The organism is Streptomyces sp. A3M-1-3 (assembly GCF_024213665.1).
In the GTDB taxonomy this organism is placed as follows: Bacteria; Actinomycetota; Actinomycetes; order Streptomycetales; family Streptomycetaceae; genus Streptomyces.
The window spans coordinates 21,081-34,277 of record NZ_JANAVP010000030.1 but is presented as its reverse complement, the minus strand read 5'-3'; the positions used below and the strand labels follow the sequence as shown (position 1 = coordinate 34,277).

The 13,197-nt window shown below is 69.6% G+C and carries 14 protein-coding genes; 5 read left to right on the top strand and 9 right to left on the bottom strand.

Going from position 1 to position 13,197, the window contains the following annotated elements; translation table 11 throughout:
• Positions 1-51: 51 nt before the first annotated feature.
• Positions 52-1,164: a ferritin-like domain-containing protein gene (locus NLX86_RS27620; RefSeq protein ID WP_254374518.1), complete on the top strand. Its 1,113-nt coding sequence runs from the start codon at positions 52-54 to the stop codon at positions 1,162-1,164.
• 160 nt (positions 1,165-1,324) lie between these two features.
• Entirely contained in the window at positions 1,325-1,966 is a 642-nt protein-coding gene (locus tag NLX86_RS27615) for a Uma2 family endonuclease (RefSeq protein WP_254374517.1), read from the top strand.
• Here the strand turns inward: NLX86_RS27615 and NLX86_RS27610 are convergent, their stop codons facing one another.
• Genes NLX86_RS27610 through NLX86_RS27595 form a run of 4 tightly spaced genes read right to left on the bottom strand, consistent with a single transcriptional unit; the run spans position 1,967 to position 5,678 of the window.
• The gene (locus tag NLX86_RS27610; protein WP_254374516.1) at positions 1,967-2,428 is read right to left on the bottom strand and encodes a DUF3291 domain-containing protein; all 462 of its coding nucleotides are present in this window, start codon (positions 2,426-2,428) and stop codon (positions 1,967-1,969) included. It lies immediately after the preceding gene.
• A gap of 33 nt (positions 2,429-2,461) precedes the next feature.
• A complete protein-coding gene (locus tag NLX86_RS27605) occupies positions 2,462-3,928 on the bottom strand; it encodes a penicillin-binding transpeptidase domain-containing protein (protein ID WP_254374515.1) in 1,467 nt (488 codons plus the stop codon).
• Positions 3,925-5,313 carry an FtsW/RodA/SpoVE family cell cycle protein gene (locus NLX86_RS27600; protein WP_254374514.1) on the bottom strand — a complete coding sequence of 463 codons (1,389 nt, stop codon included), beginning with the start codon at positions 5,311-5,313 and terminating at the stop codon, positions 3,925-3,927. Before NLX86_RS27600 ends, NLX86_RS27605 begins: the two co-directional genes overlap by 4 nt.
• 53 nt (positions 5,314-5,366) lie before the next feature.
• Positions 5,367-5,678, bottom strand: a complete 312-nt coding sequence (locus NLX86_RS27595; RefSeq protein ID WP_254374513.1) for a zinc-ribbon domain-containing protein — start codon at positions 5,676-5,678, stop codon at positions 5,367-5,369.
• A 144-nt stretch (positions 5,679-5,822) separates the two neighbouring features.
• Here NLX86_RS27595 and NLX86_RS27590 point away from each other — a divergent pair, with 144 nt between their 5' ends.
• Complete coding sequence (locus tag NLX86_RS27590) at positions 5,823-6,668, top strand: nuclease-related domain-containing protein (RefSeq protein ID WP_254374512.1); 846 nt, start codon at positions 5,823-5,825, stop codon at positions 6,666-6,668.
• A 99-nt stretch (positions 6,669-6,767) separates the two neighbouring features.
• Here the strand turns inward: NLX86_RS27590 and NLX86_RS27585 are convergent, their stop codons facing one another.
• Together NLX86_RS27585 and ligD are read right to left on the bottom strand one after the other, a co-directional pair.
• Positions 6,768-7,670, bottom strand: coding sequence for an ATP-dependent DNA ligase (locus NLX86_RS27585; RefSeq protein ID WP_254374511.1), 903 nt, complete (start codon positions 7,668-7,670; stop codon positions 6,768-6,770).
• Positions 7,667-8,551 (bottom strand): non-homologous end-joining DNA ligase, encoded by an 885-nt coding sequence (ligD, locus tag NLX86_RS27580; protein WP_254374510.1) that lies wholly within the window; start codon positions 8,549-8,551, stop codon positions 7,667-7,669. Before ligD ends, NLX86_RS27585 begins: the two co-directional genes overlap by 4 nt.
• A gap of 60 nt (positions 8,552-8,611) precedes the next feature.
• Between ligD and NLX86_RS27575 the strand changes: the two genes are divergently transcribed.
• The gene (locus NLX86_RS27575) at positions 8,612-9,586 is read left to right on the top strand and encodes a Ku protein (protein ID WP_254374509.1); all 975 of its coding nucleotides are present in this window, start codon (positions 8,612-8,614) and stop codon (positions 9,584-9,586) included.
• A gap of 81 nt (positions 9,587-9,667) precedes the next feature.
• On the opposite strand, the gene NLX86_RS27570 is transcribed toward NLX86_RS27575, so the two are convergent.
• The 3 genes from NLX86_RS27570 to NLX86_RS27560 all read right to left on the bottom strand — a co-directional run bounded on the left by NLX86_RS27570 (position 9,668) and on the right by NLX86_RS27560 (position 12,522).
• Positions 9,668-11,224, bottom strand: coding sequence for a M28 family metallopeptidase (locus NLX86_RS27570; protein WP_254374508.1), 1,557 nt, complete (start codon positions 11,222-11,224; stop codon positions 9,668-9,670).
• A gap of 198 nt (positions 11,225-11,422) precedes the next feature.
• A complete protein-coding gene (gene pqqA / locus NLX86_RS27565) occupies positions 11,423-11,560 on the bottom strand; it encodes a pyrroloquinoline quinone precursor peptide PqqA (RefSeq protein WP_254374507.1) in 138 nt (45 codons plus the stop codon).
• A gap of 26 nt (positions 11,561-11,586) precedes the next feature.
• Entirely contained in the window at positions 11,587-12,522 is a 936-nt protein-coding gene (locus tag NLX86_RS27560; RefSeq protein ID WP_254374506.1) for a PQQ-dependent sugar dehydrogenase, read from the bottom strand.
• Positions 12,523-12,941: 419 nt separating this feature from the next.
• Here NLX86_RS27560 and NLX86_RS34870 point away from each other — a divergent pair, with 419 nt between their 5' ends.
• On the top strand, positions 12,942-13,190 hold the full coding sequence (locus NLX86_RS34870) for a hypothetical protein (RefSeq protein ID WP_308409649.1): 249 nt from the start codon (positions 12,942-12,944) through the stop codon (positions 13,188-13,190).
• The last annotated feature ends 7 nt before the right edge of the window (positions 13,191-13,197 follow it).

Below are 13,197 nucleotides of genomic sequence, written 5' to 3'. Positions count from 1 at the left end.
CTGCCAACCGTCCAGTCCTGTACGGCAGTCCGCGAGGCGAAGGGGGCGTCAGTGTCGACGCACGAGCTCTACGTGAACAACCCGGGAGACCCGTTGTGGGAGGTCCCCGCCTCCGGCGCGGCCCGTTTCAGCTGGGAGTACGACGACGGGCGCGACCGTCTCCTCGCCCTGTACCAGAAGGGCAAGGACAAGCAGTGGGACGGCGCCACGCGCATCGACTGGGACCTGGAGGTCGACCCCTACGACCCGCTCGGCACCCCCGACGAGGCGCTCAACCTCTACGGCACCCGCCACTGGGCCAAGATGACCGAGAAGGACAAGGGCGAGCTGCGCAGGCACTACACCTCCTGGCAGTTCAGCCAGTTCCTGCACGGCGAGCAGGGCGCGATGGTGTGCGCGGCGCGGATCGTCGAATCAGTACCGGATCTGGACGCGAAGTTCTACTCGGCCACCCAGACCATGGACGAGGCCCGGCACGCCGAGATCTACGGCCGCTTCCTGCACGAGAAGGTCGGGATGCTCTACCCGATCAACGACAACCTCCAGGGGCTGCTGGGCGACACCCTGCGCGACTCCCGCTGGGACATGCCGTACCTGGGCATGCAGGTCCTCATCGAGGGCCTCGCGCTCGCCGCCTTCGGCATGATCCGCGACACCACGGACAAGCCGCTGCCCAAGCAGATCCTGGCGTACGTCATGCAGGACGAGGCCCGGCACGTCGCCTTCGGGCGGATGGCGCTGCGCGACTACTACCAGCAGCTCACGGACGCCGAGCTGCGCGAGCGCGAGGAGTTCGTCATCGAGGGCTGCTACCTGATGCGTGACCGGCTGCGCGGGGTGGAGGTCCTGGAGAACTTCGGTATCGGCAGGAAGGAGGCCGAGGAACTCTCCGAGCAGTCGGAATTCCTGCACCTCTTCCGCAGACTGCTCTTCAGCCGCATCGTGCCGTGCGTGAAGGACATCGGGCTGTGGGGTGAGCGGCTGCAGAAGGCCTATCTGGACATGGGCGTGTTCGAGATGGGGAACTCCAACCTCGACCTGCTGATGACACAGGACGAGGAGATCGCGGAACAGCTGGACAGGGAGCGCTTCGCGGCGGAGGAGCAGGCGCGGGTCGCGGAGGTCGAGGCCGCGATCGCGGATGGCGCTCAGCTCTCCGGCTGACCTCCGACGACGAGGTCCGGGCTCGAGGCGCCGCCGGCCCCAGAGGCGCCCGCCGTACTGGTCAACACTGGAGCGCGGTTCACTCGACGGAGGGCTGATTCGGCGTTCTCGGTGGGTACGCTGGCTGTGCCAGGCAGACTCCGTCGCATGGGGAGCGATCATGAGCGCCGCACGCGAGTACGGGCTGGACGACCAGTACGAGTGGGCCCGCCCGCCGGCCGACGGCTGGACGGCGGACGACCTCGACAGGCTTCCGAACCTGCCTCCGCACACGGAGCTGATCGACGGGAGCCTCGTTTTCACGAGTCCGCAGACCCACTTCCACATGGCCACCCTGCGCCTGCTGGAAAACGCCTTGCTGGACCAAGCGCCGGAGGACCTCTACGTCGTCCGCGAGATGACCACCAAGCTGGGCAGGCGGGACCGGCCGGAGCCTGATCTGATGGTGGTGCCGCACAGTGCCCGTACCGGCCCGCGCCAGACCTGGTACGACCCCGACGACATCCTGCTGGCCGTCGAGATCGTCTCCACCGACTCCGTCGAACGTGACCGCGAGGTAAAGCCCCGCAAGTACGCCAGGGCAGGCATCCGGCACTTCTGGCGTGTGGAGGAGAAAGACGGACTCCCTGTCGTGTACGTCTATGAGCTCGACCCCGCCACCCACACGTACGCCGACGCCGGTGTCCACCACAAGCAGCTCAAGCTGGACCTCCCGTTCCCCGTCGACGTCGACCTCACCGCCGTCAACCGGCCTCGGCGCAGGGCAGCCCCTGCCGAGGGTGCGGGACCCGAGCACCACTGATCACTCTGCCCCCGGCGAGAACGACGTCCGCAGGGTGAACGCGTGGGGCGTCGGGCCGTGTTCGCGCAGGTGCAGCAGGCGCTTCTCGGCCTCCTCCACCGTCGGGCGGTGGCCGGCCTCGACCCACCACAGCGCGGTCATGGCCTCCTTCACCCGCTCGAACCACTCATGGCGGCGGGCCATGAGCTCCCGGTGCTGACCCTGGTACATGAACGCCGTCAGCGCGTTCGTATCGCGCCAGACCGACATGTTCACGATCATCCAGGAATCCCCGAACACCGGCACATCGGTCGCGTTGCCCGCGTCGCTCTTGAGCCGCCAGATGAACCCCTCGGCCCGGTCCGCCACCGCGTTGACCGGGTCCAGTCCTTCGACGAAGTCCTTCAACTCGGGGGAATCCAGCGGGAATCTGAGGCGGGCTATGTTCACCTGGGCAAGTTCGTACACAGCTGAATCGGTCATGGCGGCACCATAACCTCAACGTCCCCTCACCCCTCACCCCTCGCCCTTGTCCAGCAGCGCCGCCTCCATCACGGCCCGAGCGATCGGCGCGGCGCTGCCGCCTCCGCTGATGTCCTCGCGGTGCGCGGACGCGTCCTCGACCACCACCGCGAGCGCCACCGCCGGCTGCGGGGAGCCGTGTGCCTTCGCCCACGAGATGAACCAGGCGTACGGGGCACCGGTGTTGCCGAGCCCGTGCTGCGCGGTACCTGTCTTGCCGCCGACCTCCGCGCCCGGGATCGCCGCCTTGTGTCCCGAGCCCTCCTTGACGACCTTGACCATCATCCGCCGGAGTTTCAGGGCGGTGGACCGGTTGATCGCCCGGGACAGCGATTTCGTCCCGGTGCGGGTCACGGGATTGCCGGCCGCGTCGGTCGTCCGCTCCAGCAGGTGGGGAAGCTTGATGTCGCCGCCGCCGGCGACCGCCGCCGCCACCATCGCCATCTGCAACGGCGTGGCCCTGGTGTTGAACTGACCGATGGAGGACAGCGCCAGCTGGTCCAGGCTCATGTCGGTGTCGAAGTTGCTCCGGGAGACGACGAACGGCATCCGCAGCCCGCTGTCGTTGAAGCCGAACTTCCGCGCCGCGTCGACCATTCCCTGGAGCCCGACCTTCACCCCGAGGCCGGCCATCACGGTGTTGCAGGACCACTGGACCGCGTACGCGAGGGACGCGTTCTCGCAGCCCACCGCCTCGTTGGGGAGGACCGTGCTGGTACCGGGCAGTACAAAGGGGTCGGGCGTCCGGGTGGGCGCGTCGATATCGCGGACCACGCCCGCGTCCAGTGCTGCCGCCGCTGTGATGATCTTGAAGGTGGAGCCCGGCGGGTACGTCTCCCGGATGGCCCGGCTCAGCATCGGCCGGCTGGGATCGGCGTTGAGCCGCTGCCACGCCTCGGTGACCGCCGAGCTGTTGCCGGAGAGCAGCTGCGGATCGTACGAGGGGCTGCTGACCAGCGCCAGGATGCGGCCGGTGGCGGGCTCCACGGCGGCGACCGCGCCCCGTCGCCCGGCCAGCCCGGTGTAAGCGGCCCGCTGCATCGATGCCCTGATGGTGGTCGCGGCATGGCCGCCGCGCGGCAGGGCACGGGTGAGGTCGTTCCACAGGGGGAACGCGAGCGCCGGATGCCCGCCGGAGAGGATGTCGTCCGCGGCGTGCTCGACGAAGCTTGTGCCGTACGTCTGCGAGGCGTACCCGGTGACGGGCGCGTACAGCGGTCCCTCGAGGTACGTCCGCTCGTACCGAAGCTGTTCCCCGCTGTCCCGGGACCCGGTGACCGGTCTGCCGTCCACCAGGATGTTGCCCCGCGACTGCCCGTATCGGGCGATGCTGTGGCGGCGGTTGGCGTGGTTGTCGGCAAGCTTCTCGGCCTGGACGAGCTGTACCCGGGCGGTGTTGGCCAGCAGGGCGACCAGCAGCACCACGCAGAACAACGCCGCGCGCCGGATGCAGCGGGTCACCGGGCGCGCCGCCCGGCCGCTGCGGGCGCGGCGAGGACGCCGGCCTCGACCGGCTCGGTCGCCGGCCGCCGCGCCGAGTCGCTCACCCGGATCAGCAGCGCCACGATGATCCAGTTGGTGACGACGGACGAGCCGCCCTGGGCCAGGAACGGCATCGCCATGCCGGTGAGCGGGATCAGCCCCATCACTCCGCCCGCGATCACAAAGACCTGGAGGGCCAGGATCGAGGCGAAGCCGACGGCGAGCAGCCGCCCGAAGGCGTCGCGCAGCAGGAGGCCGGCCCGGTAGCCCCGGCCCACCAGCAGCGCGTACAGCAGGAAGATCGCGCTCAGCCCGACGAGCCCGAGTTCCTCGCCCGCGGTGGCCAGGATGAAGTCGGACTTGGTGGCGAAGCCGATGAGGATGGAGTGGCCGGCGCCGAGGCCGGTGCCGAGCATCTCGCCCTCGGCGAAGGCGAAGAGGGACTGGGCGAGCTGCTCGGGGCCCTCGCCCGCGTCGATGGAGGCGAAGGGGTGCAGCCAGTCATCGACCCGCTCGTTGACATGGGGTTCGAGTGAGCCGACGGCGAAGGCCCCCAGGGCGGCGAGCAGCAGGCCGACGGCGATCCAGCCGGTGCGGCCGGTGGCCACGTACAGCATGATGACGAAGAGTCCGAAGAAGAGCAGCGAGGTGCCGAGGTCCCGTTCCAGCACCAGGACGACCACGCTGATCAGCCAGATCGCCACGATCGGGCCGAGGATCCGGCCGGTGGGGAGCCGAAGCTTCCAGATCCTGCGGCCGGTGTACGCGAGGGCCTCGCGGTTGGCCGCGAGGTATGCGGCGAAGAAGACGGCGAGCAGCATCTTCGCGAACTCCCCGGGCTGGAAGGAGAGTCCGCCGATCCGGACCCAGATTCTGGCGCCGTTCACGGCCGGGAAGAGGATCGGCAGCAGCATCAGCGCGAGCGCGGCGGCGACCGACACGTAGGCGTACCGCTGAAGGATCCGGTGGTCGCGCAGCATCACCACGCACGCGATGAAGAGCGCGACCCCCAGGGTCGACCAGATCAGCTGCGCCGGGGCCGCCCGGTCGAGCGGGGTCTCCAGGTCGAGCCGGAAGATGAGCACCAGGCCGAGGCCGTTGAGCAGGACGGCGATGGGGAGCAGCAGCGGGTCCGCCCAGGGGGCGCGCAGGCGTACGGCGAGATGGGCGACGAGCGCGAGCGCGCCGAGGCCCGCTCCGTAGCGGAGGGCGTCCGCCGGAACGTGGCCCTCCCTGGTGAGGCCGACGTCGATGTAGCCGTAGACGGAGATGAGAACGGCGCCCACGAGGAGCGAGAGTTCCACGCCTCGACGCTTCGGGAGGCGTACGCCGGGCGGGGGAGCATCCGCCGTCGTTGCGGTCATTCCCGCAACGTAGCAAGCAGCCGAAGCTTATGTCCGTTTATGTCTGCGTTACGTCAGCGCTGGTACGGATTCTGCTGCTGTACGCCACCCTGCTGCGGGGAGTGCGTCCCGCCGTGCCCGCCGCTGCCGTCGCTCTGCGCCACGAGCTGCTCCGCCTGCTCCTGCGTCACCTGCTGCTCCAGACCGCAGAAGGTGCACTGCGTCCGGTACTTGGTGGAGACGGGAAACAGGGGCACGAAGAACAGGGTGAACTTGGTGACGCGCTTCCTGAGCGTGTGCGCGGCCGGATTGCCGCAGCTGCCGCAGACCAGCGTCAGTATCGCCAGCTGGTGCAGGTACGTCTTGGTGCCGAAAAGTACGATCATGCTCCGGTCCCTCCCGGGTCGGTGGCGGGCCGGCGCGACGGCGCTGGACCAGTGGCTACCCCTCCAGCGTGTCATGACTTCCCGGACCGGGTTATTGCCCCTCCGCGCCTTCTCCTGCTCCCATGGTCGGTGGGGTGATGGGCGATGCGAGGACTCCGGGTCACACCCGCGCGGCGGTACGGGCAGGACCGGCTCTATGTCAGCCTGCCGGACGGCCTGACCGTCGCCTGGTACGACCGGGAGACCGCCCGCGTCAGCGTGCTCTCCGCCGACCACCGCGACGCCGCGCTGGCCGCTCTCGCCCCCTATCTCTCCGGCCCCTGCACGGTGGGGCCGCCGCCTGTCCCGACCGCCGCCGACCTGGCCCGCCTCGCCCTGCACCCCGACGACGACCTGGCCCCGAACCGCCCCGGCGAGGGGCTGTACGGGGAGGCGCTGTGGGGCGGGGCACTGTACGGCGGGGCACTGTACGGCGGGGCACTGTACGGCGGGGCCTGGGGGCGCCGCAGCGAGAGCGGCCGCCGCCGGGCCCTCGCCGCCCAGCAGCTGATCGGCGACGAGCTGGACCGCCTGGAGGGCGCCGGGTGGCGCGTGCTGCACTCGGTCCCGCTGCCCGGCGGGGGTCGCATCGACCACCTGCTGATCGGCCCGGCCGGGGCGATGACCGTACGTACGGTGGACGCGCGCAAGCGGCGCGCCCTGGTCGGCGAGCAGGCGGTCGCCATCGGCCGCGCCGAGCCGCTCCCGCAGACCCGCTGGGCCCGCCGCGAGGCCGCCCGAGCGGCACACGCCCTCGTCGCCTCGGTACGGCCGGTGCTCGCAGTGGTGGCGGCGGCCCGGCTGGAGGTCGTGCCGTCGCTGCACGACGTACGGGTGCTGCGGGACGTCGAGGTACGCACCCTGGGCACGCTGGGCGGTGAACTGAAACCGGCGGACGTAGAGTCGCTGTACGCAACGGCCCGCGACCGCCGCACCTGGCTGAGGGCGTAGGGGCGTCGTCAGGCCCCACCTGGCCCGAGGCTCCCTGGGGGAGTCGCGGCCCCCGGCTCTTCTGGCGGACGGCGCTGCATTGACGGCACCCCCTCGGGCTCACAGATCGGACCTCAGCCTCAGTACCGCCACCGTCGCGTGCCGGGCCGTCGTTCCGTACCGCACCTCCACGGTGATCTCCGGAGCCACCGACCGGTACTCGACCTCGCCCCAGCCCAGCGCCATCGCGGTCGCCGCCTCGCCTGTGGGCCGGCCGGCGAGCGCCGCGCCCGCCTCGTTGCGCAGTGCCGGGGCCAGCGGGCTGGAGACCACCGGGGTGTCGTCGCCCGGCAGGACGAGCACCAGCGCGGACGGCCGGGACGCGGGGCCGGTGAAGCCGACCACGACCGCGTCGCGGGTGTCGGTGTGCCGCAGCTTCCGCCAGCCGCGGCGTCCGGCCGGGTACCCCTGGGCGAGGCGCTTGATCACCAGGCCCTCGACCCCGATGGCGGGCAGGGTCTCGTACCACGTGGCGGCGAGCGCGGGATCGGTCGTCATCGGCACCGCCTGGAGCGGCGGCCCGAGCGGGTCGAGCACTTCGACCAGCCGCCCGCGGCGCTTCTCGTACGGCGCCCTGCGCACATCCGTCCCGTCCGCGGCCAGCAGGTCGAACGCCGCGTACGAGGCCGGCAGCGAGCGCGCCAGAGCCGCCGCCCGCCCTGCCGACGCGGCTGCCGCCCGCTTCTGCACCGCCGCGAAGTCCGTACGGCCCTCGTTCCACACCACCACCTCCCCGTCGAGCACCGTGCCCGCCGGCAGCTGCCGCGCGGCCTCCGCCAGATCGGGAAAGGCGGGGGTGACGATCCGCCCCGAGCGGGCCTGGAGCACCACCCGCTCCGCGTAGACGAAGACGACGACCCGGTGCCCGTCGAACTTCGGCTCGTACGCCCAGCCGGCTCCCCGCGGCATCTCGTGCACCGTCTGGGCGAGTGCCACCCTCAGCGGGGGTTCGAGCGCGCTCATGGCAGCGGGCGGGCCTGGCCGGGGTCGGTGAGCGGGCCGAGCAGATCCCCGTACCGCTCCAGCCGGCCACTGATGTCACCGGCATGGAAGACCAGCTGCCCGGGCTCCTGGCAGCCCGCGACCTCCTCCCAGGTGACCGGGGTGGAGACGGTCGGCTCGGTACGGGCCCGCAGGGTGTACGGCGTGGCGGTGGTCTTGGCGGCGGCGTTCTGGCTGAAGTCGACGAAGACCCGGCCCGGCCGCAGCGCGCGGGCCATCTTGTGCACGACCAGTCCGGACAGCTCGCGCTCGGCCTCCTGTGCGAGCCTCTTGGCGTACGCGGACACCTGCTCGGACGGCGTCGGCTCCACCGGCACCACCAGATGCAGCCCCTTGGACCCGGAGGTCTTCGCGTACGCGTGGAGTCCGTCCGCCGCCATCCGTTCGCGCAGCCACCCGGCGACCGCGCAGCACTCCACGACCGTGGCCGGCGGGCCGGGGTCGAGGTCGAGGATCAGGCGGTCCGCGATGCCGGGGTCGTCCGCCTGCCACTGGGGCGTATGGAACTCCACCACCAGGTTCGACGCCCAGACCAGCGACGCCATGTCCTGCACCATGACCTGCTCGGCACCCGGCGCGTCGGAACGCGGCACGCTCGCGACCTTCACCCAGGAGGGTGTGCCCGGGGGCGGATTCTTGGTGAAGAACTGCTGGCCCGTCACGCCGTCGGGATAGCGCAGGAAGGACACCGGCCGGTTGTGGAGATGCGCGAGCAGCGCCCCGGCGACCGTCGCGTAGTAGTGCAGCACCTCGCCCTTGGTGAACCCGCTCTCCGGATAGAGGATCTTGTCCAGATTGCTGAGCGCCAGGCGCCGCCCCTCCACGTCTGTGATCGGCGTCATACGATGAGAATCCCACGTATCGCAACAAAGTATGAGGAATCACCATGTAAGGGGTGAACCGTGCGATCCATCTGGAACGGGTCCATCTCGTTCGGCCTGGTCAGCATCCCGATCAAGCTCGTGAACGCCACCGAGAACCACTCGATCTCCTTCCGCCAGGTCCACACCACGGACGGCAGCCGGATCCGCTACCGCAAGGTGTGCGAACTGGACGAGCACGAAGTCACCAGCGCCGAGATCGGCAAGGGGTACGAGGACGCGGACGGGACGATCATCCCGATCACCGACGAGGACCTCGCCGCACTGCCGCTCCCGACGGCCAAGACGATCGAGATCGTCTCCTTCGTCCCCGCCGCCGAGATCGACCCGCTCCAGATGGACACGGCCTACTACCTGGCGGCCAACGGTGCGCCGGCCGCCAAGCCGTACACGCTGCTGCGCGAAGCCCTCAAGCGCAGCAAGAAGGTCGCCATCGCCAAGTTCGCGCTGCGCGGCCGGGAACGCCTCGGCATGCTGCGCGTCGTCGACGACGTGATCACGATGCACGGACTGCTCTGGCCCGACGAGATCCGTACGCCCGAGGGCGTCGCGCCCGAGTCCAACGTCTCCGTACGGGACGCCGAACTCGACCTCGCGGACGCCCTGATGGACACCCTCGGCAAGGTCGACATGGACTCCCTGCACGACGAATACCGTGCAGCGGTCGAGGAACTGATCGCCGCGAAGGCGTCCGGCGAGATCACCGCGCCCGCCCCGGCGGAGGAGGGCGAGGGCAAGGTCCTCGACCTGATGGCAGCGCTGGAGAAGAGTGTCCGCGCGGCCCAGGGGGCTCGCGGCGAGGGTGAGGGCGAGGGCGGGTCGGCGGAGGTCACCCCGATCCGCAGGACGGCGAAGAAGTCGGCGGCGGCGGTGCCGAAGTCGGTGGGCGGCAGGAAGACCACCGCGAAGCAGACGGCGGCCAAGAAGACGGCGACGGCGAAGACGGCGACGGCGAAGAAAACCGCCACGAACACGAAACGACGCAGCCCGGGCTGACAAGGACGGACCGGCCCCGGTCGCAGGTACGGACACCGCCTGCGACCGGGGCACTGTCGTGCTCCGCTGGAGCCAGGGCCGCTACTCGGTCACATCGTGCCCGTGGCCGTCGTGCAGACCGCCGCCGCTGCCCGCGTCGCCGTCGGTCGGGACCGACTCGACCGGGACGGACAGCGGGCTGAGGTCGTGGGCGTAGTGGCCCACGGCGTCGGCGATGATGTCGATGTTGATGTCGAACGCCTTCATGTCGATGTTCTCGATGGTGTCACCGGCGGCGTGGTAGTTCGGGTCGTACGCCACCCCCGCCGTGCCTCCGAACTTGACCGCCTGGGCAGCGGTCTTGATGCCCTCGGCGCCGGTGAAGGTGCCGCCGGAGGGTATGCCGACCTCGATGAAGGGTCCGTAGTCGGAGCGGCCGGTGAAGTCGGTGCCCTCGTGCGGGATCTTCTTGGAGTCGAGGAAGTTGTTGATGCCCTTCTCGAGCTGGGCGGAGCCCTCGGGGCCCGGACCCGCCCCGACGCCGTCGGAGTCGTCGCCGTCGTACACGAAGTAGCCGGCGTTCGGAGACGCGATCATGTCGAAGTTCAGGTAGAGCTTGATCTGCTTCTTCTGCTCCTCGGTGAGTGAGGCGACGTACGCCTCGGACCCGAGCAGGCCGAACTCCTCGGCCGACCACCAGGCGAACTTCACCTTGTTCTTGGGCTTGGCGTGGGACTTGGCGAGTTCCAGGGCGACCTGGAGGATGCCGGCCGAGCCGGAGCCGTTGTCGTTGATGCCGGGGCCGGCCGCGACCGAGTCGAGGTGGGCGCCGAGGAAGACGGTGTTGTCCGCGTCCCCGCCGCGGGTCTCCGCGACGACGTTGTACGTCTTGCGGTTCTCGCGCAGCTCCCGGATGTCCAGCGTGACGCTGACCGGCCCCTTGGCCGCGTCCGCGGCGAGCGCCTCGCCGTCCGCCTGAGTGACACCGCCGGTCGGGACCTTGCCGAGCGTCGGGTCGCCGATGGTGCCGTTGAGGGCGCCCGCGGTGTTGTTGTAGATCACCGCGCCGACCGCGCCGGCGTCCGCGGCGTTGGCCTGCTTGGTGGCGAAGGTGCACCCGCCGCGTTTGATCAGGGCGATCTTCCCGGTGAAGGCGCCGGCGGCGAAGTCAGCGGCCTCGCAGCCGTTCGTACCGTCGGCGTCGACGGGAGCGACGGCGAGCGGCGCGGTGACACCGCCGGCGGGCGAACTCGCCGTGTACGTCATGAGCTTGACCGGCACATCGCGCGGCGCGGGCGAGACGACCTTGAGGCTCTCCTCGATCGTCTCGGTGTACACGAAGTCGAACTCGTGTCTGGAGACCTGGTAACCGGCCAGTCGCATCAGGGCTTCGACGTACTGGGCGGACTGCTTGTGCCCCTTGGAACCGGCGACGCGGTTGTCACCGTTGTGGTCGGCGATCTTCTGCAGCACCTGAAGGTGCCGGTAGGCGTCCTTGGCCGTGGACTCCTTGACCAGCTTGCGGGCCAGCGCATCACCCTTGTGGGGGGCGGATCCCGTCGCACTGCCGGCGGTGGCCGACCCGGCGAAGAGGAGCGGAGAGACCAGTGCTGCGGCCGCCAGGGTGGCGGTGGCCGCGGCTATACGGCGTGAGGGCATGGAAGTCCTTTCACGTCAGTCGGAAGAAAGCGCTGCGGGGGGTGGTGAGGTTGAGGCACGTTAAGCGCCACGCAACCCCCCTGACCAGAGGTCTGCTGTCTCGGCTGTGTGAAATCTGCTTCACGCGAGGGGGCGTTGGTCTCGCGGCAAGAGCCGGAACCGGTCAGTCCGGGTCCGGCTCTTCGGTGTTGCGACGGCCTAACGGGTGGCGAGGGAGTAGGCGGTGACCTCGAGCGCGGTCTCGACGACTACGTACTGGGGCGTCTGCCAGCCGGCCTCCATGTCCTCGGCAGAGGTCTGAGTGACCTGCTCCTGCTGCTTCATGGCTTCGTTCATGGGGTGTACCAGCCTTTCGATGAGGGTCACTTGATGGTCACTTTGAGGATTTGGTCCTTGTCGCGCCCGGGGTCGCTGGTGCCCAGCCACAGCTGGTCCGTACCCGGGACCTTGGCGATGGCCCGCAGCCGGCCGTACGCCTTGGTGTAGTACGCCGTTGCGGTGCCGACGCGTTCGCTGTTCCCGTCGATGGGGACGCGCCACAGCCGCTGGCTGCGCAGCGTTGACACGTAGATGACATTGCGCTCGATCGCGATCTGGCTGGGCACGCCCTCCTGCGGGGTCCAGGACTTCTTCGGGTTGGTCATGCCCGCGACGCTGCAGACGCCTTCGCAGGTCGGCCAGCCGTAGTTCGCGCCCGGCTTGATCAGGTTGAGTTCATCAGCCGTTGTGTGGCCGATTTCGGCCGACCGGAGACGCCCGTTGCGATCCCAGGCCAGGCCCTGGGGATTGCGGTGGCCGTAGCTGTAGACGTGAGTGCCGAACGGGTTGCCGGGGGCAGCGGCGCCGGTCTTGGTGACCCGCAGGATCTTGCCGTTGAGCGAGCTCTTGTTCTGCGCCAGCTTCCCCTGCGAGGGGTCACCCGTGGCGACGTGGAGGAATCCGTCGGGGCCAAAGGCGATCTTGCCGCCGTTGTGCTGAGCGTCCCTTTGGATTCCGGTGAGAACGGGGGTGTAGCCGCTGAAGGAGGTGCCGTCGAAGGACATCTTCACGACCCGGTTGTCCATGGCGGTGGTCTGCATGAAGAACACGGCCTTGTCCGTCGTGCCGTTCCAGCCCGGCGAGACAGCGGCACCCAGCAGCCCGCCCTTCTCCTCCTTCTCGGCGTCCCGCACGGTGTAGGGGACCGTACCGATCTGCTTCTTGGATCCGTCCAGTTGGATCCGCCAGACCACGAAGGTGTTGCGGTCGGTCACCACCGCCGACTTTCCGTCCGGAAGGAAGGAAATGCCCCAGGGCACGTTCATGTTCGTGGAGAGCGCACCGATGTCGGAAGGAGCGCCCCCGTCGCCGGCCCGCGGCAGCCGGTATCGCCGCTGCTGAGGGCACCTGGAATATGGGGACAGCCAGCAAAGCGGCGGCGGCGGTGAGCGCAGCTACACCCGAACGGGGAAAATGCAGCGCCCTGCGCGCTGAACAGGCCATGTCTCCACCTCTCATGATTTGGCGTCGAAGAGCAGTCGCCACATGGCGACCGCCTGTGCAAGGAGTCTTGACCGCGTGTGACCGCCATGCCACTCGGATTGACCCTCTTGACGTACGGACGGGGACGGCGCGAGAGAACCACAGAAGCCACGGAGTCCCCCGGCCCGGGGTATGCGGGACACACGATCGCAGTGATGGCTGCCGACACCACTGCGCTTCTGTTTGAATGGGCGGTGTGACACGCGAGGTTGGTTTCGGCGAGGACGATCTGCGGGGGATGGCCGGGACGCGCTCACTCGACCGGCGCCTGGGATATCTCGACGCGGTGACCGGCCTGGAGGTCGGGGACGGGCAGATCACCGCCACCGTTCATGGCTCGGACGCCTACATGGTCGAGCTCTCCGAGGAAGAGGGGCTCTTCGGCGCGTGCGACTGCCCGTACGGGAGGGCAACTTCTGCAAGCACTGCGTCGCGGTGGGCCTGACAGTGCT

Bases quoted from the DNA above. Each gene is read 5' to 3' on its own strand.
- NLX86_RS27615 (WP_254374517.1), top strand. From the start codon at position 1,325: ATGAGCGCCGCACGCGAGTACGGGCTGGACGACCAGTACGAGTGGGCC.
- NLX86_RS27610 (WP_254374516.1), bottom strand. From the start codon at position 2,428: ATGACCGATTCAGCTGTGTACGAACTTGCCCAGGTGAACATAGCCCGC.
- NLX86_RS27600 (WP_254374514.1), bottom strand. From the start codon at position 5,313: ATGACCGCAACGACGGCGGATGCTCCCCCGCCCGGCGTACGCCTCCCG.
- NLX86_RS27595 (WP_254374513.1), bottom strand. From the start codon at position 5,678: ATGATCGTACTTTTCGGCACCAAGACGTACCTGCACCAGCTGGCGATA.
- NLX86_RS27590 (WP_254374512.1), top strand. From the start codon at position 5,823: ATGCGAGGACTCCGGGTCACACCCGCGCGGCGGTACGGGCAGGACCGG.
- NLX86_RS27585 (WP_254374511.1), bottom strand. From the start codon at position 7,670: ATGAGCGCGCTCGAACCCCCGCTGAGGGTGGCACTCGCCCAGACGGTG.
- ligD (WP_254374510.1), bottom strand. From the start codon at position 8,551: ATGACGCCGATCACAGACGTGGAGGGGCGGCGCCTGGCGCTCAGCAAT.
- NLX86_RS27570 (WP_254374508.1), bottom strand. From the start codon at position 11,224: ATGCCCTCACGCCGTATAGCCGCGGCCACCGCCACCCTGGCGGCCGCA.
- pqqA (WP_254374507.1), bottom strand. From the start codon at position 11,560: ATGAACGAAGCCATGAAGCAGCAGGAGCAGGTCACTCAGACCTCTGCC.